The sequence below is a fragment of the Acinetobacter radioresistens DSM 6976 = NBRC 102413 = CIP 103788 genome, assembly GCF_006757745.1.
Taxonomy (GTDB): Bacteria; Pseudomonadota; Gammaproteobacteria; order Pseudomonadales; family Moraxellaceae; genus Acinetobacter; species Acinetobacter radioresistens.
This window is the reverse complement of record NZ_AP019740.1, coordinates 1709680-1729409: the sequence shown is the minus strand read 5'-3', so window position 1 is coordinate 1729409 and position 19730 is coordinate 1709680. Positions and strand designations below refer to the sequence as shown.

Below are 19730 nucleotides of genomic sequence, written 5' to 3'. Positions count from 1 at the left end.
GAAGAATCAACAAGATAATCTCGATTAAATCATACGTGAATTCTGGCTGTTTTCAATTCAAACCCTATAAAAATAGGCTGCCGAAGCAGCCTAAATTGTGCAAAATGTGTGAGAGTTATGAGGCAGGTTGTGCAGAAGTGGCAGTACCTGGAGCTGCTGTGGCTACAGGTGCAGATGGAGTGGCAGGAACATTTATATTTAATATCTGCCAGACATTCCAGCGGCCCCGCTTGTCAATTTCTTCAATCAAACGGTCAGCAACTTCGGCTTCTTGCGGATATTTTACTTTGTAATTTTTTAGAGTTGTGGTCGCATTCTTTTTCTGTTCCATTGCAATATAGTTATTAGCTGCTGAAAGATAAGCTTCCTGTACGCCAAATTTCATTGCTTTATCCAGATATGGAATCGCTTCACGCTGACCGCCACCTTCAGACAGGGCAAAGCCAAACCAGAAATTGGCTTCTGGATCATCTTGATTAATACGTAAAATACGCTGTGCATAAACTAGTGACTGAGTCGTATAGTTTTTACCCAGGTCCAGATTGCGTGCCATTACACTTGCTTTGAAAGCACGAATTAATACATCGAATGAAGCATTTGGATTAGCTGCCAGTGTATCGAGTCGTTGACTAACCTCTTTAAGTTTATTTTCAAAACCACGACGTTCCTGACGTTCGGTAAAGCGTGGTGGATAATGGCGTGCCTTACCTTCTACCAGCTGTAGAAAGTCATCAATTTCAGTAATATCAATTTCATTTTCACCAGCCAGTACAGCAAATTTCATGGCGCGCTGATTACTGTTGATAATTGGAACAATAAGTTTATTGGTTTCAAGGGTCGTAGTCTGGCCAGTGGTTGGGTCTGTGACCTGAAGCTTGGTAACTGGCTGTGCTGCGGCTGCTTTTAGCGCAACTTCAAATGGAGGCGGAGCATTATAATCAAACGGGTTTAGTGCATAAAATGGTGGAGAAATTTCAGGTTCAGTAAAGACGACCGGTTCATTGTTTACTTTCTGTTTTACTGGTCCGGTTGAACATGCAGTAAGAAATGAAGTAGCAATCAATGCACAGGCCAGTGGCTTAAAAGTCATATAATTCTTCCGTTAATTGTTATCTACATAAGAGAAGCACGTTTGCCAGTCTAAAAAATCCTATGCAAACATGCAATGTCCAGCTTGTGAGTATATGTTTTAATTTAGCTCAAGCTTTGGTCTGGGTACTTTGTGCTTCGCATTCACGGCGCACTTCTTCAATAATCTTTAACTCTTCTTCACTAAATGGGTGCTGTTCATTTTGTGCTGAACGCTTAAATGTCGGGTCAAGTAGCGATAAACGCTGACATAAGGTGTTCATGCGTTTCTCGTTATATTCAATACGGTCCAGCAATACACGCATACCTTCAAGAATAGGATCGGCCTGTTCCTGTGTGGCGGCATAAGGCTGGAAACCTATACGTTCTGCATAAGAACGACGACGCGCTTCCTGTTCGTTATCCTGAGCTTCTTTATCTTTAAAAATGTAACGTGCCGGTCCGCCTACCGCTGTAACCCCTGCAGGTATAGCCTTTGTAACTACTGTATTCGAGCCTACTTTGGCATTTTTCCCCACAGTAAATGGTCCAAGAATTTTAGCACCTGCACCGACTACTACGCCATCTTCAAGTGTAGGATGACGTTTGCCTTTATTCCAGGTAGTGCCGCCTAAAGTAACGCCATGATAAAGAGTAACATCGTCTCCAATCTCTGCTGTTTCACCGATCACTACACCCATACCATGATCAATAAAAAAGCGTCGGCCAATCTTTGCACCCGGATGAATTTCTATACCAGTGGCAAAGCGGCTGAATGAAGATAAAAGCCGGGCTGTACCCTTGCAGTCTTTCTTCCACAGTTCATGGGCTACCCGATGCATAATTAATGCATGAATACCTGGATAGGTCGTTAATACTTCCAATGTGTTACGGGCAGCGGGATCACGGGCAAATACGGCCTTAATATCTTCTTTAAGCTGCTTAAGCATCTGGCTGCTCCTTTTGGCTGTTCGACTTTTTCCATGTGCCATTGTTCAAGGCCTGCACCCGACTAAAAATGCCACGCAATAAATGATATTCCATACGATCTAATTGTATACGTCCGAATAAGCGACGCAAGCGTAAAGGTAACAGGCGTTTATTGTTGGGATCTAAAAATTCAATCTCTTCAAGCATTTTTTCTAGATGGGGATAAAACTGCTCCATTTGCTCATGTGTAACCAACGGCTCATCCCAGTCCATCATAGACTTGCCAGCTACCGGCATTTGATTGGTTTCTTGAGGTGGAGTATCCATCAGCTCCAGTGTAGCCATACGCATTTCATAGCAGATTACTTGAATTGCCTGAGCGACATTAAGTACGCCATAATCTGTATTGACTGGAATAGTGACATGATAATTGGCCAGTGCCAGCTCTTCATTGGTCAGGCCACGGTCTTCACGGCCAAATACTACCGCAATTTCCTGCTGTTTACTGACAACTGCCTGCATAGAGGTTTGTGCTGCCGGGCGGGCATCTAACAGTGGCCATGGGATGGTCCGACTGCGGGCACTGGTACCAAATACCAGATGACAGTTCTGAATGGCCTCTTCCAGTGTTTCGACAATCTGGACCTGTTCAATAAGATCCTGTGCACCTGCTGCCAGCGCATCAATATCCGGATGTGGATAAGTTTTTGGAGCGACTAGAACCAGTCGGCAAAGACCCATTGTTTTCATGGCACGCAGAGCACTGCCAATATTAGCCGGAAGTGTGGTATTGACCATTACAATTCGGACGTGGGATAAATGCTCTGAGATTAAAGCATTATCAAAACTGCTCATAGGATATCCAATTTTTGTATCAAGAATACTGGCTGACTTCAGCCTGATAAAGTTCTAAAGCTTCATCCATGCTTATATCATTCGAAGCGAGGGAAGCTGTATGTACCGGGCGCACGGGCTCTACTACCCGCGCAGCTTTGGATTTGACCTGGTACTCGATATGCAGAGCTTCCTTGCCAAAATAATCACGCAATTTTGCCAGCAACTCATCAAGTGGGGCAACTTTCCAGCTTGGACCCAAATGTAGCTCTGCTGTAGCATAGGGCTGCTCTATAAATAGCTGTACCGGAATATGCTGGTACATGTCTATATTACAATAAGGTGCAAGTATTTTTTGCAACTCCAGACCCAATGCCGGGCCTAACAGATCATCACTCAGCTGTATCTTGATGCTGTTTGCTCGCTTCTGACGGATTTCATTTAAGCTAAAAGCCTTGCTGAGACGCGCCATCGGGCGTTCATAACCTTCGCGCTCATAAATTTCTCCCTCAATGACTACGACTTTTTCAGGCTGGATAATATCTTTAAAGCGTTGGAAACGCTCGTGGTTACAGCTGACTTCCACACGTGCTGTACCATCATCCAGTGTGATCATGACGCGGTTTGGAAAATTGGCGACATCGATTACCAGACCAGCGAATACAGTAGTCACGCCACGACGGGTAGGCGTCAGTTCATTCAGCCGACTTGGAACAAAAGACTTGAGTTCTGGCCGGTAGACATTAATAGGGTGCCCAGTCAGGTAAAGGCCTAAAGTGTCTTTTTCGCCCTTGAGACGAACCTCATCACTCCAAGGTTTTACAGGTTTAGCTGGTTTACGCTGAATTTCTTCAACTTCACCGAAAAGATCCATAATCCCGGTTTCACGGTTTTGACGGGCCTGATCTGCTGCTTGTACTGCCTCAGGAAGCTGTGCCATCAGGTCAGCCCGTTCAATTTCTAGACAATCCAATGCACCGGCACGAATCAGTGCTTCTAAAGTACGCTTATTGATTTTCTTCAGATCAATGCGGTGGCAGAAATCGAATAGATCTTTATACGGTCCTTGCTGGTTACGCGAGTCAATCACTGACTGCATTGCAGCCTCACCAACGCCTTTAATCGCACCAAGACCATACACAATAGTTTTTTCATCAATTGCATGGAACTGGTAAATTGACATATTGACCGAAGGTGGCAAAACTTCCAAATTGTTTTTTCGGCAGTCATCAATCAAAAATACCACGTTATCGGTATTCTGCATTTCCGACGACATTACCGCTGCCAGAAATTCGGCTGGATAGTGCGCTTTTAACCATGCTGTCTGGTAGGCTACTAATGCATAGGCAGCTGCGTGTGATTTATTAAAACCATAGCCGGCAAATTTTTCCATATAATCAAAAATATGGTTGGCTGTAGCTTCATCAATATCTTTTTTTGCAGCGCCTTCAATGAAGATTTTACGCTGCTTAACCATTTCCTCAGGTTTTTTCTTACCCATTGCCCGGCGCAGCAAATCCGCACCACCAAGCGTATAACCCGCACAATACTGTGCCGCCTGCATGACCTGTTCCTGATACACCATAATCCCGTAAGTCGGCTCTAGTACGCCTTCAAGCAGAGGATGCAGATATTCAAACTCACCACCATGCATACGATGAATAAAGTCAGGGATCAGATCCATCGGTCCCGGACGATATAAAGATACGAAAGCAATAATTTCTTCAAATTTGCTTGGACGTGCTTCTTTGAGCATTTTTTTCATGCCCACAGATTCAAACTGGAATACCGCGGTGGTATTGGCATTGGCAAAGACCAGATAAGCGTCTTTATCTTCAAGTGGAATAGCAGCAATATCTAAAGGTTTATCGCTTTTAATACGTTTATTGATATTCTTGACTGCGTCTTCAATCACGGTCAGGTTACGCAAACCCAGAAAGTCAAACTTTACCAGACCTGCTGCTTCTACGTCATCCTTATCGAACTGCGCTACGCGCGCCGTACCATCAGCATCACACATGACCGCAGAAAAATCGGTAATCTTGGTTGGTGAAATAACTACACCACCGGCATGTTTACCGGTATTACGGGTAATACCTTCCAGTTTTAGCGCCATTTCCCAGATCTCTGAAGCATCATCATAATCCGGGTTGGATGGGTTGGTAACAATATCCTTAAGCTGAGGTTCAGCTTGCAAGGATTCTTCCAGACTTAAGCCCAAGGGTTTAGTTGGAATCAGTTTGGAAATACGATCTGCCAGTCCATAAGATTTACCTAGAACCCGGGCCACATCACGAATCGCTCCTTTGGCCGCCATAGTACCAAAAGTAGCAATCTGGGAGACGGCATCACGACCATAAGTACGTGCTACATAATCAATTACACGGTCACGGCCAGCGATACAGAAATCGACATCGAAGTCAGGCATCGAAACACGTTCCGGATTTAAGAAACGTTCAAACAGTAGTTCATAGCGCAGCGGATCAAGATCAGTAATTTTTAAACTATAAGCAACCAGAGAACCTGCACCTGAACCACGGCCAGGGCCTACCGGTACGCCATTATTCTTTGACCATTGAATGAAGTCCATTACAATCAGGAAGTAGCCCGGAAACCCCATCGAGTTAATAATATTAATCTCGTATTCGATACGTTCATCATAAGGCTTACGTATTTCCGGCCAGTATTCATCACGCTCCTCAGGTGGATAAAGGAAATTTAACCGCTCTTCGAGGCCTTCTTTGGACAAATGCGCAAAGAAGGTATCAATAGTATAACCCTCTGGAATCGGATAATCCGGCAGGAAGTACTTACCCAGTTGCAAGGTTACGTTACAACGTTTAGCAATATGATAAGTATTCTCAATGGCTGACGGAATATCCGAGAACAGCTCGGTCATCTCTTCAGAAGACTTAAAATACTGTTCGGGCGAATAGGTTTTCGGACGGCGATTATCACCAAGGACATAACCATCAGCAATACAGACCCGGGCCTCATGCGCTTCGAAGTCGTCTCGGGTCATGAAGTGCACATCATTGTGTGCCACTACACCAATATTATACTTCTGGGCCAGTTTCACCGCTTCTATAATAAAGTCATCTTCGTCCGGACGATTAGTGCGGGTTAGGGCTAAATAAACCCGATTTCCAAATTTGGCGATCCATTCTTCCAGCAAAGGTTCAGCTTTTTGAGGATTAGAGGTAATCAGCATTTTACCGACATCAGAATTCATTCCGAGCAGGGCAATCAAATCCTGGTTCTGGTCCAGTATCCATTCTTTTTGTACACAGGGAATATCTAGCTGTTGACCGCGGATATAACCTTCAGATACCAGTTCTGTCAGGTTTCGCCAGCCTGTATTGGTCATTGCCAATAAGGTCATACGATGTTCAGCATCATTCAGGCGGATTTCTGAGCCTAAAATAGGCTTGATACCTTTACCCAAACATTTTCCGTAAAATTTGACCGCTGCGTGCAGGTTAGACAGATCAGTCAGTGCCAAAGCAGGCATTTCATCTTTTTGAGCAGCTTTAACCAGATCAGGCACACGTACGATTGATTCTGTAATCGAGAACTCTGTATGAATACCAAGATGAACAAACTGCATAGAAAACAACCCTGCCTAAACTGCCCTGTATTTTAACATGCTCTTGTGAACGGCATAGCTCAATATTTACTACATTAGAATCTTTTATAATTTCATTTTAAGCAGGGCTATAAATGGAAAGACAGAAATTCCATTATAAATATACCCTCCTAATAAAAGTACCAGTAATTAACAGGTTATACCTTGGCATATATCGAAAGCACGTAACCTGCCATTTTTGAAAGTAAAGTCAAGATATGGAAAATAAGGAGGGACGTACTCATCCGGATGCTTGAGATAAGCTTTCAGGTCAGCAGAAGTTAGCAGTATTACTGTGCCTGTAATTTTTATCCCTTTTGCATTTAAAAAAACTCCTTTTTAAACTTGGCAAGAATATAATCTCTTGAGATGGAAAGATTGTTTACCAAGGTTTTTTCGCTAAGGTCTGCTGTATTTTTTCAGTTCAGACTAACTCGGCCCTAAGTATCAGTGAGTTGATTAATACTGTCTCTGCTTTTGAATAGTTTTTAGAAAAAGGGGAGTTATCTTCTGGAGATATTTCAAAAAACAGCCCCTTGTGTGGAATAGGAGCAGTTGAATATTCATAGTTACCTATACATTTCGAGTAATTTTTTTGAGTTTTTATATTTTGGATGACTAGCTGTTTGGTTAATTGAGAAGCCGTTACAGACTGTCTAAGCTCTAATACATTTACCTTTATACTCGTATCATAATCTATAAGGTAATGTAGAAGCCTCAGACACTGTACATATGCTAAAAGCAAAGATTACTAATCATATTTTTATCATAAATATTGACCGGTTAATCACAGCTATAGCACGATTATAACAAACAGCAAACCTGAAAAAAGCCCTCTATAGAGGGCGGTTAATCAGTCCTGAACCTATCTGAGACGGGCTAGCCATTCACCGAGCATCTGGACGATTTGAACCAGAATCAAAAGAACAATAACTGTTAAAATAACTACACTGGTATCAAAACGCTGATAGCCATAAGAAATAGCCAGGTCTCCAATGCCGCCCGCACCAACAGCACCTGCCATTGCAGTCGCACCAATCAGGCTAATAGTAGCTGTGGTCAGGTTAAGGATCAGTGAGCTACGGGCTTCTGGCAAAATAAAATTAAAAATAATTTGTAGGGGAGTCGCTCCCATCGCTTGAGCTGATTCAATAATTCCTTCATTTACTTCCAGCAGTGAAGTTTCAACCAGCCGACCGATATAAGGACCTACATAAATAGTCAAAGGCACGATAGCAGCCCATGTTCCAATCGAAGTTCCGACCAGCAGCTTGGTCAGTGGAATGACTGCAATAAGCAATATGATAAAAGGCAGGGAACGTAGCGCATTAACAATAGGGTTTAAACCATGATAAATCAACCGGTTTGGTAAAATACCTCCCGGACGTGTAACCACCAGAGTAATACCCTGAATAAAACCCCAGACACAACCAAATAGCATGGCAAAAAACACCATGTGGAAGGTTTCCTGTAAAGCAGTTACGAACTGGTCAATTGAAAGTGAGCTTTTCCAAAATGGCGCAGTAACGCTAGTGAGCCACTGAACAATCAAGTCTCTCATACCTGCACTCCTGACTGTTCAACCTGCACGCCATTATTTTCCAGAAACAGAATAGCTTGCTGAATCACTTCCGGGTCACCTAAAAGTTGAATAAACATTTGTCCAATAACAGTCCCATGAATTTCAGTCATATTGGCAAACAAAATATTTAAGCTTAAGTCAAACTTTTTGATTACAGCTTGAACTACCGTTTCCTGAGCAGACTTACCCAGGAATTTCAGGCAGTAAATACTATGATGATTCTGGTTTTCCAAATTATTTAGAATATTAACCGGTAATTGCTGTTGCAAAACAGTTTGGATAAAGTTCTGAGTTGTTGGATGTTGTGGCTGACTGAAGATATCTAGTGTAGAGCCTGTCTCAATGACTTTACCATGTTCCATCACTGTGACATAATCACAAACTGATTCAATCACATCCATTTCATGGGTAACCATCACAATGGTAATCCCTTGCTCTTTATTAATTTTTTTAAGCAGTTGCAAAACAGACTGGGTGGTCTGAGGGTCAAGTGCAGACGTAGCTTCATCGCAAAGCAGAATTTTTGGATGATTTGCTAGAGCGCGTGCAATACCAACCCGCTGTTTCTGTCCACCCGACAACTCATCGGGAAAAGCATCTCGTTTGTGCTTTAAATCAATAAAGTCGAGCAGTTCATTTAAGCGTTTTTCGCGTTCAGCCTTGCTATAACCCAACAGTCTCATCGGCATTTCAATATTGGCTGCTACAGTTTTGGTTTGCAGCAAATTAAAATGCTGAAAAATCATACCAATATTGGCACGTTCCTGACGCAATTTACGGGCATCCAGAGCAGTGAAATCCTTCTGGTGAATAATAACCTGACCCTCATCCGGACGTTCTAGTAAGTTAATCAGACGGATGAGTGTACTTTTACCCGCACCACTATAACCGATGATACCAAATATACTGCCATCTGGTATCTGCAGGTTAATCTGGTCAAGGGCACGAATAGTCTGGCCCTTGAGCTGGTAATGTTTGGAGATGTTCTTAAATTCGATCATAGCGTCAAGATACTGTATAAGAATGAAAAAACAGGCAAAGTTCACTTTGCCTGTTTGTTAATCGCAATTATATGATTATTTTGCGTCAGTAAGATAGCTTACCGGCTTGTTTACATCGACTTTAGTACCGCCAAATTTTTCCTGAATGTACTGCTTAACCGGTGCAGTATGGTATAGCGCGCCAACTTTCTGTAGTACAGGATCATTCTGACGATCAGCAGCAGTAGCCAGAATGTTTACATTCATTTTGGTACTCTGGTCAATTGGTTCATAATAAATAGCATCTTTAAGCACATTTAAACCGCCTTCCATTGCTAAAGTATTGCCCAATACTATGGCATCTACTTCATCTTTTACACGGACTGCAGTTGCCATTTGGACAGGCTTGATCACAATCTGCTTTTTATTTTCAACGATATCGGCAGGAGTACCCTGTACCTCGTCAAAACCGGGCTTTAATTTCACCAGACCCGCAGACTGAAGCAGTAGCAATGCACGTGACTCATTTGCCCCATCATTTGGAATAGCAATGGTGGCACCATTTGGGAACTCTTCAACTTTCTTTACTTTGGTTGAGTAAATACCCATCGGTTCTAGATAAGTAGTAGATACCGGTGCAATCTTGTCTTTATTGTTGGCATTATATGCGACCATATAGGCATACGACTGAAATGCGTTCAGGTCGACTTCCTTATTGGCTACAGCGGTATTCATGGCAACATAATCAGTGAAGTTTTTAACATCCAGTTTAATGCCAGCTTCTTTAGTTTCAGGCAGAGTTGCAATGTAGCGCCAGATATCTGCATCTGAACCAGTAGATGCCATAGTTACGGTTTTAACTTCAGCAGAATCCTGTGTAGCGTTTTCAGTTGCAGGCTGTTCAGGTTTTGAGCATCCTGCCAGTCCTACAGATACGCCTAATACAAGGCCAAGCAACTTTTTCATGTATTCGTCCCGGTAAATTTAATATATTTAAATTTACAAATTATAACATTTGATCATTAAATCAAGCTTAAACCAACCGCTCTCGTGAAATGAAGACCGGTTTAAAGCGTTAAGAAATTTGTAGTGGTCTGTTCTAACACTCTATTGTATTAGAGAAACTGACTGCTATCACTACAGCATGTTATTTAACTCAATAAAATTTAGAACCTACTCATGAGCTGCATCATACCAATAAAGCTATATGCAATATAGTGAATATAAAGTCATTCCTTATCTTATTAAGTGCTTTTGAAAATTCAAATTTGAAAAAATTTAATTATTAAAATCATGTGTTTATTTATAATTTTTTATAAAAAATATTTATCTGATAAATTTTTATCCTATATAAAATTTTATTCAATATAAATCTATAAATGAGATAAAACTGAATATAGCAATTTTAAGCTCTACATCTTTCGAATAGAAAGATGCAGAACACTATTTTATTTAACAGACTTATCGCATTTTTGCCAAAAAGCGACTTAAACGGTTGATTGCTTCGCGTAATTCATTTTCGGCAGGCAGGAACACTACACGGAAATGATCTGGAGTTGGCCAGTTAAAGCCTGTACCTTGTACTAACAATACTTTTTCTGCACGCAGAAAATCCAGCATAAATTTTTCGTCGTCTTCAATCGGATACACTGCTGGATCTAAACGTGGAAAACAGTACATGGCGCCTTCCGGTTTAACACAGAAAACTCCAGGAATTTCATTTAACATTTCCCAGGCAATATTGCGCTGCTCATATAAACGTCCGCCTGGACGAATCAAGTCATTAATAGACTGATAGCCTCCAAGTGCAGTCTGAATTGCATATTGAGCCTGATGATTGGCACACAGACGCATTGAGGCAAGCATATCCAGACCTTCAATATAGTCTACTGCACGGCTTTTATTACCGGTAATTGCCATCCAGCCTGAACGGTAACCTGCAATACGATAAGCTTTAGAGAGACCATTGAAAGAGACACATAACTGATCACCTGCCAGTGCTGCCAGGGCTACATGTTCAATTCCATCATAAATAATCTTGTCATAAATTTCGTCAGCAAACAGGATCAGGTCATATTTTTTTGCCAGTGCAACAATCTGTTCAAGTACGTGGCGCGGATAAACCGAACCGGTTGGGTTGTTCGGATTAATCACCACAATACCGCGGGTATTTGGAGTGATTTTACTTTCCATATCAGCGATATCGGGATACCAGAAATTTTCTTCATCACATTTATAGTGAATCGCTGTGCCGCCAGAGAGATTAACAGCTGCTGTCCAGAGCGGGTAGTCCGGCATTGGCACCAGCATTTCATCGCCATCATCTAGCAGACCTTGCATGGCCATAACTATGAGTTCTGATACGCCATTACCAATGTAGACATCTTTTACGCTGACATCAAATACACCTTTTTGCTGGTAATACTGGCAGATCGCTTTACGTGCCGGAAAGATTCCTTTTGAATCGGTATAACCCACTGCATTTGGCAGGTTCAGGGCAACATCATTAATGATTTCTTGTGGCGCTTCAAAGCCGAACGGGGCGGGGTTACCAATATTGAGTTTGATAATTTTATGGCCCTGTTCTTCCATTTCATTGGCGGCTCGTAACACTGGTCCACGAATGTCATAGCAAACATGCTCAAGCTTAGACGATTTTTTGATTTCGCGGGGTGTAGTGTTACCTAAAACGAACATGATCTCATCCAATTATATGTATATTAAGAGAAAAATAGATTAACTGAAATAGCACAATCTATGGTGAAATTTAGCTAGAAATTTTTTGTTGTCTAGCGTAAATATGAAAGTACTGAAGCATGACATTGAATGTCATAGAATTAAAGGAGTTAATGATGGGAAAACTCAATAAAACAGACCGAGAATGGCAAAGAGAGTTATCACCCGAAGAGTTTCGTATTGCGCGACAAAAAGGTACTGAACCTGCGTTTACGGGGAAATACTGGAACAGTAAACAGGACGGGGTATATACCTGCCGTTGCTGTGGTGCAGAACTGTTTTCTTCAGAAACCAAATACGATAGCGGGTGTGGCTGGCCAAGCTTTTTCCGTCCGATTAATTCAACTGCTATAGAAGAACATGAAGACTTAAGTCATGGGATGGTCAGAACAGAAATAGTTTGTCATCATTGTGATGCTCATCTGGGACATGTATTTGAAGATGGTCCACAGCCGACAGGACTGCGCTATTGCGTAAATTCGGCTTCACTCGAATTAAAAACACAAGAAAAAAGTGATGAGGAAACCTATCCATGACCAACATTTATCAGTTTGAAGCTGAGTTGTTAGATGGAAAAACTAAATCAATGGCTGACTATCGGGGCAAAGTCTTACTGATTGTTAATACTGCAAGTAAATGCGGTTTCACACCGCAGTTTGCTGGTCTGGAGAAAGTTTACCAGAAGTATAAAGATCAGGGATTAGAAGTATTAGGTTTTCCATGTAACCAGTTTGGCGGACAGGACCCGGGGACAAATGACCAGATTGGTGCATTTTGCCAGAAAAATTACGGTGTCAGTTTTCCAATGTTTGCCAAGGTTGATGTAAAAGGCCCAGAAGCCCATGCAGTTTTTCGTTATTTAACCAATAACAGTAAGGGAATTTTGGGCAACGGCATTAAATGGAACTTTACCAAGTTTCTGGTAGGAAAAAATGGTGAAGTGCTGAACCGTTATGCACCAACCAGTAAGCCTGAAGCTTTAGAAGAAGATATTGAAAGGGCATTGGCACAGTAAAAGTAAAAATAAAAGGGCGATTTAATCGCCCTTCATTTTTTCAGTAAATTAAGATTAAAGTACTCTCTTTAATCGTTCAATAGCCTGCTCACATTGAGCAATGTCAGCAACCAAGGCCAAACGTACATGATTTTCACCCGGATTACCTTGCGGAGTCTCACGTGACAGGTAACGTCCCGGTAGTACTTTGATATGTGCTTTTTCCATGAGCATTTTGGCAAAATTTTCATCATGGTCTACTTTTAACCAGTAATAAAAACCTGCATCTGGTTTTTGAAGTGGCAGAAGATGCCCCAGTTCATTTTGAAATAGTTCAAATTTGGCCCGGTAAAGCTTACGGTTTTCTTCTACATGGTTTTCATCATTCCAAGCCACAATTGAGGCGAGCTGATGTTGAACGGGCATGGCTGCACCATGATATGTGCGATATTTCAGGTAAGGTTTAAGCAGGTTGGCATCACCTGCGACAAAACCGGAACGCATTCCCGGCAGGTTTGAGCGTTTGGACAGGGAATGAAATACTACACAGTTTTTATAGTCATTACGTCCGATTTCAGCACAGACTTCAAGAAGGCCAACGGGTGCTTCATCGAACCAGAGTTCTGAATAACACTCATCTGATGCAATGACAAAATCATACTGGTCTGAAAGTGCAATCAGTTTTTTTAACTGATCTTTAGACAAAACCGCACCTGTTGGATTACCTGGTGTACATACAAACAGTAGTGCTGTTTTTTCCCATACCTCATTGGGTACATGGTCAAAGTCACCCAGATAGTTATTTTCTTGGGTGCAGTTAATGAAGTATGGTTTTGCACCTGCTAGAAGGGTTGCACCTTCATAAATCTGATAAAACGGATTCGGCATGACCACATAAGGTGTATCTTCTCGTTTTACCAAAGCCTGAACGAAAGAGAAAATGGCCTCACGCGTTCCCGATACAGGAAGAATATTATTTTCGGCACTAATGGTGTTCAGCTGGAAGCGGCGAGTTAACCAGTCTGCAATACTCTGTCTTAATTCAGGTAAGCCTTTGCTGTTCGGATAAGTTGAAAGCTGTTCAAAGTTATCAATAATCGCCTTTTTTACAAAATCAGGGGCAGGATGCTTGGGCTCACCAATAGAGAGGGGAATCAAGGGAAGGTCCGCAGGGACTACATCCTTAAAAAGTTGATTAAGCTTTTCAAAAGGATAAGGATGTAATAATGACAAGCTTGAGTTCATTGAAAAAATACCGTTTGGTTGTAACTTAATGCTGGCTTATAACTTGGCTTGAAGCTTCATCGAGTGCTGATTTCAGTTTTGCAGAAAAAAGCTGAGCTTCTTCAGCATTCATAGGCGTGCCATCCTTCTTTGTCACAAAGAAAATATCTTCAGCCCGTTCACCGAGTGTGACAATTTTGGCAGAATGAATATCCAGCCCCTGCATCATAAACAGACCGCCTACTTTAGCAAGTAAGCCAGGTTGGTCAAGTGTGGAAATTTCCACCATGTTTTGCTGTAAAGCCGGATTTAGGGTGATATCGACAGTATTTTTTACATCAAAATGGCGCAACTGACGAGGAATACGACGCTGCATTAACCCCGGGTAATTGTCGGCATGGCTGAGTGCCTGAACCAGCGCATCTGCAACGGTCTGCTTGCGTTCAGCATCAGTGAGTAAGGTTCCAAAACGGTCCAGTACTACATAAGTGTCTAGACTGAATGCTTTTGTGGCAGTAATAATTCGGGCGTCCTGAACATCGAGATTCATTCGGTCTAGTACTGCAACTGTAGTCGCAAACAGATTTGGCTTATCTTGAGTATAAATAAAAATCTGGACAGCATCTTGTGCAGCTTTACGATGTGCCCGCATCAATACCAGAGGAGCTGGATTATCCCCATGTTGCAGGATTGCACGGGTATGCCAGGCAATTTCATTCGCGGACTCTTTGAGAAAATACTCATCCCCCAGTTCTTGCCAGACCTTTTCTACCTCTTCCAGGGCAAACTCGTCCACCAGAAGTTCACTGGCTGCAAATTTGGTATCTTCAATGAGCATCTGGTATTCCACGGGGCGACCCAGGCCGGTGCGAATTACATCACGTGCATGCGTATATAGCTGACGCATTAATGAGGCACGCCACGTATTCCAGAGTTTTGGATTAGTCGCATTAATATCTGCTACTGTTAAACAGTATAGGTAATCCAGATGCTCCATATCACCCAATTTTTCGGCAAATTCTTTAACCACATCCGGATCGGAAATATCCTTCTTTTGAGCAGTTAATGACATCAGCAGGTGGTTCTGGATGAGCCACGCCACCATTTTGCACTCACGTTCAGTAAAACCATGTGCACGGCAGAATTCGATTGCATCAACTGCACCCAGTTCACTATGATCACCCCCGCGGCCTTTAGCAATATCATGAAATAATGCGGCTAAAAATACGATATCACGACGGGCAAGACGCTGAAAAACCGAGCTGACGACTGGAAAATCTTTCGCAAATTCTGGCTCTTTAAAGCGGTTTAAATTTCTGAGTAACAGGAGTGTATGAGCATCCACCGTATAAATATGAAACAGGTCATATTGCATTAATCCGGTAATTTTCCCAAAAGAAGGTATGTATTTACCGAGCACCCCATAACGTTTCATCGCCACCAATGTGTCGTATAAACGGTAGGGAGAGCGTATAATTGCCATGAAAAGAGCTTGATGCATGGGATTATCACGAAAGCTCTGGTCAATTCGCTTGGCTGCTAGGGTCAGCAGGCGAAGTGTTCGGGCACGCACTCCCTGAATTTCTGGCCGGTTAGCCAGTAAATAGAAAATCTCCAGAATTGCACTTGGATTTTCCGAAAATATTTTATGATGTTGTACTGCGAGTTTACCGTCTACCAGTTTAAAGTGTTCATTGATTTCTTCAATTTTACGCTCATAACTTGGTAGCCGCGGGGTAATAACAGACTCATTAAAATAAGCCAGTAGCATTTCATTTAAAGTTGAAACTTGCTGCGCAGTACGGTAATACCGCTTCATGAACTGCTCAATCGGATAGTTCGGAGATTCACCTTCCTTATGAACATAGCCAAATTTTGCTGCTATTTCGCGCTGGTAATCAAATAGCAGCCTGTTTTCATCACGTTTGACCAGACGGTGCAGGTGGTGACGGATTTCCCAGAGAAAAATTTCAGCTTCCTCCAGAACAGCAAGTTCAAATTCGGAAATAAAACCGAGATGAACAAGATCATAAATCCGATTAACCCGAAAATGCCGTTTAGCAATCCAGCCAATCTGGTTAATGTCACGAATACCGCCTGGCGCATTTTTAATATCGGGTTCCAGATTGCTTTCTGTATGATTATGCTGGGCATAACGCTTTGCCTGCTCCTGCATTTTGGCATCAAAGAAAGTTTTATCTGTCCAGGTCTGTGACACAATCCGGCGTGGCCATCTGGCCAGATGCTGATTTCCAGTAATCAGCCGCGCTTCAATCAGTGCAGTAGCAACAGTTAAATCATTGGTGGCCTGTTCTACACAACTGGCAATAGTGCGTACACTAATACCTGGCTTAAAATTTCCGACATCCCAAAGAGAAGAAATAAAAGTAGAAATTAAGCTTTCCTGTTCAGGAGTGATATCGTCTTCAGATAAAATCATGATATCGACATCTGAGTATGGCAACATTTCACGACGGCCATAGCCCCCTACAGCAAACAGACCAAGATCGGTCTGGTGGAGTCCCGCGTGTTGCCATAAGAAGATCAGAGCTTCATCGATTAAATTGGAGCGGGCCAGAATAATGTCACGGATAGACTGCCCATTTTCATAACTCTCCTGTAACTGCTTTTCAACATCAGTACGCCATACATTAATGGCCTGAATATCATGATTGCTTTTGACATAATTAAGCAGAGGCGAGGTAGTGATCATGAGCATGTTCCGCAGTAAAGCTTTATGGATTTGAGTTTACAATTACTTGTGCGGCTGTTTGCTGCGCAAGTTCACGTGCTTCTTCTATAGTTGCTGCGCGTGCAGTAGCAACACCCATACGGCGCCGTTTAAAACCTTCCGGTTTGCCAAACAGGCGTAAGTCTGTAGAAGGATGAGCTAATGCAAGATCCAGACCAGAAAATGACAGGTTAGAACCATCTTGGCCAGCATAAATAACAGCACTGGCTGCAACACTGTGTCGCGCCGTATTTACAGCTAAGCCCAGAATAGCCCGTGCATGTAGCTCAAATTCACTTTGGAACTGTGAAGCAAGGGTAACTAACCCAGTATCATGTGGACGGGGAGATACCTCACTAAACCAGACCTGATCACCTTTGATAAAAAGTTCAACACCAAAAACTCCACATCCACCCAGTGCCGCAGTGACTTTATCAGCAATCCGTTTAGACTCTTCAAGTGCCACAGGTGACATCGGCTGCGGCTGCCAGCTTTCAATATAGTCCCCGGAATCCTGTCGGTGACCAATCGGATCGCAAAAGCTGGTTTCAATTTTGCCGCTTTGCGGATTCTTGGCACGCACAGTCAATAAAGTAATTTCAAAGTCAAAATCGATTTGTGATTCAACAATGACCTTACCCTGATTTACCCGTCCCCCAGTCTGTGCATATTCCCAAGCTGCATCAACTTCATCAAAACTTTTTACCCGGGACTGTCCTTTACCAGAAGATGACATGACTGGTTTTACAAAGTTAGGATAACCAATATCATCACAGGCACCACGAAAGCTCTCCAGAGAGTCGGCAAAACGGTAAGCAGAGGTGGGCAAGCCTAATTCTTCAGCAGCCAAGCGGCGAATGCCTTCACGGTTCATGGTCAGGTTAACAGCTTTAGCAGAAGGAATGACAACAGCTTGTTGTCCAGCTTCCACCTCTAGAAGAACTTCCGTAGCAATTGCTTCAATTTCAGGGACAATAAACTGGGGTTTGACTTGCTCAATCAGTGCTTTTAACTGTTGGGGATCTGCCATGTTGAGGCTATAAGAAAAATGAGCGGCCTGCATGGCTGGCGCGTGTTCATAACGATCCGCTGCATGTACTTCTACTCCAAGCCTTTGCAAGGAAATGACGACTTCCTTACCTAGCTCTCCCGAACCAAGCAGCAAGACTTTGACCGCTGAAGATTGAAGTGGAGTACCGATAGTCACGCTCATGCGAATCATCCTTGCAAAAGTGGACTTACAGCATAACAGAACTCATGCGCGTGTTAAGTGTTTCAGCAAGAAAAGCTTAAGTTTTTATCAAGTAATCTTCTGATCAATCAAAAGAAAATTTCATTTAGACAGGTATGTAAGTATAGACCAATCCATAAACAATGGCTGCGGTCAGAGTTGCTGGTACGATTTTCCTGAATCTAAAATATAAACCGATCAGTACAAGGAGACCCGCCAGCATGGCCAAGCTTTTATTAGGTGTTTCAATCAGGGGGGGCAATGTAGCAACTACTAGCATAGAGCTAATAGCAGAAATACCGATACTCCCCAGCGCAATTTTTAACCAGATTGCACCACGACGCTGATTCTGCTGCTGATACTTTTGAATGAAGTAAAATGGGCCAAAACGGGAAATGAAATTTGCAATTCCCACGACGAGACCGACCAGAATAATATCCAGATTCATAGTGTTTCCATTAAATCGTCATGCTGCTTGAGGATGTAATGCTTAAACAGTCCGGCCAGAATACCGGCAATAATCCCGATAAAAATTGCTGCAGAAAGATTAATAAAATAACAGGCTAAGGCCGAAACAATTAAGCATACTGCTACCACCAGAGTATGTTTTCTCTCAAAAGCCGCGAGTAAAAAGCTTAAAAACAGCGCAGGTAATAGAAAGTCCAGGGCCGCTTGCAAGAAGCGTGGCAAATTACTCACCTGATTGGCGAACATCCCCCCTAGAAATGAACCACCTGCCCAAGATAGCCAGCTAAACAGACTTAAGCCCAGCATCCATGACTCTGACCATTCCTGTCGGCGTTGGGAGAGTTTAATCATGCCACTGGCAAATACCTCATCGGTAAGTCCCCATGCCCAGGCAGCGGTCTTTTTCAGGTTTAACTGATGGTTAATCAGGTTGTATAAGGCTGGTCCATAGAGCAGATGCCGAATATCTAAAGCGATAACAGTCAGTGCTGTCATCCAGATTGATGTACCACTGCCGAGCAGGGCAACTACAAGAAACTGACTGGCACCAGCATACATGGAGCAGGATAAAAATAGAGCTTCCCAGGCAGTAAACCCAAACTGGGTAGCAGAAACGCCAAAGGCAAACGAGACAGGTAAATAGGTCAGCATAATGGCCTGGCTATCTCTGGCACCTTGCCAAAAACCGGCCTGAGTCAAAACGGAACTTTCATGTTCAGACACAATACACCCTGGAATTTTTAAAGAGTTGAACAATAGGTCAAAACGCAGATTGAGTATTCTACCCGAATTCACTAGCATATGAGGAAAATGTTTGTTTAGGCGACTTAAAATGCGGGCTCATTTAAACCGTTCATTTCTTCTTCTCCCTGTTTTAATCAGCGTGCTGGGCTTACAGGCATGCAGCAACTCATCAAACGAACCAGAGCGAAAAGTCGAGATTAAACCTGCTCCAAAACTGACCAATGATGCCACCAGTTACGCCCAGCAGGCATGGAAACTCATGAATGAGATTGATGCACTGGTTTATCAGAAGCAGACAGAGCGTCTGGAACAGGAAGTTCGTAAACCAATCCGTCAGCTTACCACTGACTGGCGAATTAATGTCAAGATGACAGACTCAGTAACTGAAGGAAAATATGCCCTTTGCCGTAAGGCATTGAGTAGTCTGGATATCTGGACGCGAGAAATTCTTGAAAATGGTTCAGAAGCTGGTCAGAAACAGGCTGATTATGAACGTGATAAGGCACAGTGTAAGGGCGCAATTGATCATCCTGAACTGGGTAATACCGACCCAAAAAAGAAAGGCGTTTAAGTAATTTAAAAA

At 42.7% G+C, this 19730-nt stretch carries 16 protein-coding genes; 3 read left to right on the top strand and 13 right to left on the bottom strand.

The window, feature by feature from the left end; translation table 11 throughout:
- Positions 1–115: 115 nt before the first annotated feature.
- The 8 genes from ACRAD_RS08120 to ACRAD_RS08085 form a co-directional block, all read right to left on the bottom strand.
- Positions 116–1090, bottom strand: coding sequence for an ABUW_2363 family tetratricopeptide repeat lipoprotein (locus ACRAD_RS08120; RefSeq protein WP_005026408.1), 975 nt, complete (start codon positions 1088–1090; stop codon positions 116–118).
- Between the two features lie 109 nt (positions 1091–1199).
- Entirely contained in the window at positions 1200–2018 is an 819-nt protein-coding gene (gene cysE, locus ACRAD_RS08115; protein ID WP_005026406.1) for a serine O-acetyltransferase, read from the bottom strand.
- Positions 2011–2853: an RNA methyltransferase gene (locus tag ACRAD_RS08110; protein WP_005026403.1), complete on the bottom strand. Its 843-nt coding sequence runs from the start codon at positions 2851–2853 to the stop codon at positions 2011–2013. The genes cysE and ACRAD_RS08110 overlap by 8 nt, the downstream gene beginning before the upstream one ends.
- Positions 2854–2872: 19 nt before the next feature.
- Positions 2873–6439, bottom strand: coding sequence for a DNA polymerase III subunit alpha (dnaE, locus tag ACRAD_RS08105; protein ID WP_005026401.1), 3567 nt, complete (start codon positions 6437–6439; stop codon positions 2873–2875).
- Positions 6440–7322: 883 nt separating this feature from the next.
- Positions 7323–8018: a methionine ABC transporter permease gene (locus ACRAD_RS08100; RefSeq protein ID WP_005019833.1), complete on the bottom strand. Its 696-nt coding sequence runs from the start codon at positions 8016–8018 to the stop codon at positions 7323–7325.
- Positions 8015–9040, bottom strand: coding sequence for a methionine ABC transporter ATP-binding protein (locus tag ACRAD_RS08095; protein ID WP_005026400.1), 1026 nt, complete (start codon positions 9038–9040; stop codon positions 8015–8017). Before ACRAD_RS08095 ends, ACRAD_RS08100 begins: the two co-directional genes overlap by 4 nt.
- A gap of 75 nt (positions 9041–9115) precedes the next feature.
- The gene (locus tag ACRAD_RS08090) at positions 9116–9985 is read right to left on the bottom strand and encodes a MetQ/NlpA family ABC transporter substrate-binding protein (protein WP_005019838.1); all 870 of its coding nucleotides are present in this window, start codon (positions 9983–9985) and stop codon (positions 9116–9118) included.
- Positions 9986–10480: 495 nt separating this feature from the next.
- Positions 10481–11716 (bottom strand): pyridoxal phosphate-dependent aminotransferase, encoded by a 1236-nt coding sequence (locus ACRAD_RS08085; protein WP_005026398.1) that lies wholly within the window; start codon positions 11714–11716, stop codon positions 10481–10483.
- A 155-nt stretch (positions 11717–11871) separates the two neighbouring features.
- On the opposite strand from ACRAD_RS08085, the gene msrB reads away from it, so the two are divergent.
- Together msrB and ACRAD_RS08075 are read left to right on the top strand one after the other, a co-directional pair.
- A complete protein-coding gene (msrB, locus tag ACRAD_RS08080) occupies positions 11872–12291 on the top strand; it encodes a peptide-methionine (R)-S-oxide reductase MsrB (RefSeq protein ID WP_005026396.1) in 420 nt (139 codons plus the stop codon).
- A complete protein-coding gene (locus tag ACRAD_RS08075) occupies positions 12288–12770 on the top strand; it encodes a glutathione peroxidase (protein WP_005019841.1) in 483 nt (160 codons plus the stop codon). The genes msrB and ACRAD_RS08075 overlap by 4 nt, the downstream gene beginning before the upstream one ends.
- Before the next feature lie 54 nt (positions 12771–12824).
- On the opposite strand, the gene dapC is transcribed toward ACRAD_RS08075, so the two are convergent.
- From dapC to ACRAD_RS08050, 5 genes are all read right to left on the bottom strand, one after another.
- The gene (gene dapC / locus ACRAD_RS08070) at positions 12825–13994 is read right to left on the bottom strand and encodes a succinyldiaminopimelate transaminase (RefSeq protein ID WP_005026394.1); all 1170 of its coding nucleotides are present in this window, start codon (positions 13992–13994) and stop codon (positions 12825–12827) included.
- A gap of 25 nt (positions 13995–14019) precedes the next feature.
- The gene (gene glnD, locus ACRAD_RS08065; RefSeq protein ID WP_005019843.1) at positions 14020–16686 is read right to left on the bottom strand and encodes a [protein-PII] uridylyltransferase; all 2667 of its coding nucleotides are present in this window, start codon (positions 16684–16686) and stop codon (positions 14020–14022) included.
- A 22-nt stretch (positions 16687–16708) separates the two neighbouring features.
- Positions 16709–17926 (bottom strand): formate-dependent phosphoribosylglycinamide formyltransferase, encoded by a 1218-nt coding sequence (gene purT / locus ACRAD_RS08060; RefSeq protein WP_171063306.1) that lies wholly within the window; start codon positions 17924–17926, stop codon positions 16709–16711.
- Between the two features lie 115 nt (positions 17927–18041).
- The gene (ygaH, locus tag ACRAD_RS08055) at positions 18042–18383 is read right to left on the bottom strand and encodes an L-valine transporter subunit YgaH (protein WP_005026392.1); all 342 of its coding nucleotides are present in this window, start codon (positions 18381–18383) and stop codon (positions 18042–18044) included.
- Positions 18380–19054 (bottom strand): AzlC family ABC transporter permease, encoded by a 675-nt coding sequence (locus ACRAD_RS08050; protein ID WP_171053894.1) that lies wholly within the window; start codon positions 19052–19054, stop codon positions 18380–18382. Before ACRAD_RS08050 ends, ygaH begins: the two co-directional genes overlap by 4 nt.
- A gap of 181 nt (positions 19055–19235) precedes the next feature.
- Between ACRAD_RS08050 and ACRAD_RS08045 the strand changes: the two genes are divergently transcribed.
- Positions 19236–19718 carry a hypothetical protein gene (locus ACRAD_RS08045; protein ID WP_005019855.1) on the top strand — a complete coding sequence of 161 codons (483 nt, stop codon included), beginning with the start codon at positions 19236–19238 and terminating at the stop codon, positions 19716–19718.
- Positions 19719–19730: the final 12 nt, after the last annotated feature.

What these genes read in the sequence shown, in the direction of transcription:
- ACRAD_RS08120 (WP_005026408.1), bottom strand. Translation starts at nt 1,090, where the DNA reads ATGACTTTTAAGCCACTGGCCTGTGCATTGATTGCTACTTCATTTCTT.
- ACRAD_RS08095 (WP_005026400.1), bottom strand. Translation starts at nt 9,040, where the DNA reads ATGATCGAATTTAAGAACATCTCCAAACATTACCAGCTCAAGGGCCAG.
- ACRAD_RS08050 (WP_171053894.1), bottom strand. Translation starts at nt 19,054, where the DNA reads ATGCTGACCTATTTACCTGTCTCGTTTGCCTTTGGCGTTTCTGCTACC.
- ygaH (WP_005026392.1), bottom strand. Translation starts at nt 18,383, where the DNA reads ATGAATCTGGATATTATTCTGGTCGGTCTCGTCGTGGGAATTGCAAAT.
- ACRAD_RS08090 (WP_005019838.1), bottom strand. Translation starts at nt 9,985, where the DNA reads ATGAAAAAGTTGCTTGGCCTTGTATTAGGCGTATCTGTAGGACTGGCA.
- ACRAD_RS08045 (WP_005019855.1), top strand. Translation starts at nt 19,236, where the DNA reads ATGCGGGCTCATTTAAACCGTTCATTTCTTCTTCTCCCTGTTTTAATC.
- ACRAD_RS08085 (WP_005026398.1), bottom strand. Translation starts at nt 11,716, where the DNA reads ATGTTCGTTTTAGGTAACACTACACCCCGCGAAATCAAAAAATCGTCT.
- ACRAD_RS08110 (WP_005026403.1), bottom strand. Translation starts at nt 2,853, where the DNA reads ATGAGCAGTTTTGATAATGCTTTAATCTCAGAGCATTTATCCCACGTC.
- purT (WP_171063306.1), bottom strand. Translation starts at nt 17,926, where the DNA reads ATGATTCGCATGAGCGTGACTATCGGTACTCCACTTCAATCTTCAGCG.
- msrB (WP_005026396.1), top strand. Translation starts at nt 11,872, where the DNA reads ATGGGAAAACTCAATAAAACAGACCGAGAATGGCAAAGAGAGTTATCA.
- cysE (WP_005026406.1), bottom strand. Translation starts at nt 2,018, where the DNA reads ATGCTTAAGCAGCTTAAAGAAGATATTAAGGCCGTATTTGCCCGTGAT.
- dnaE (WP_005026401.1), bottom strand. Translation starts at nt 6,439, where the DNA reads ATGCAGTTTGTTCATCTTGGTATTCATACAGAGTTCTCGATTACAGAA.
- ACRAD_RS08100 (WP_005019833.1), bottom strand. Translation starts at nt 8,018, where the DNA reads ATGAGAGACTTGATTGTTCAGTGGCTCACTAGCGTTACTGCGCCATTT.
- ACRAD_RS08075 (WP_005019841.1), top strand. Translation starts at nt 12,288, where the DNA reads ATGACCAACATTTATCAGTTTGAAGCTGAGTTGTTAGATGGAAAAACT.
- dapC (WP_005026394.1), bottom strand. Translation starts at nt 13,994, where the DNA reads ATGAACTCAAGCTTGTCATTATTACATCCTTATCCTTTTGAAAAGCTT.
- glnD (WP_005019843.1), bottom strand. Translation starts at nt 16,686, where the DNA reads ATGATCACTACCTCGCCTCTGCTTAATTATGTCAAAAGCAATCATGAT.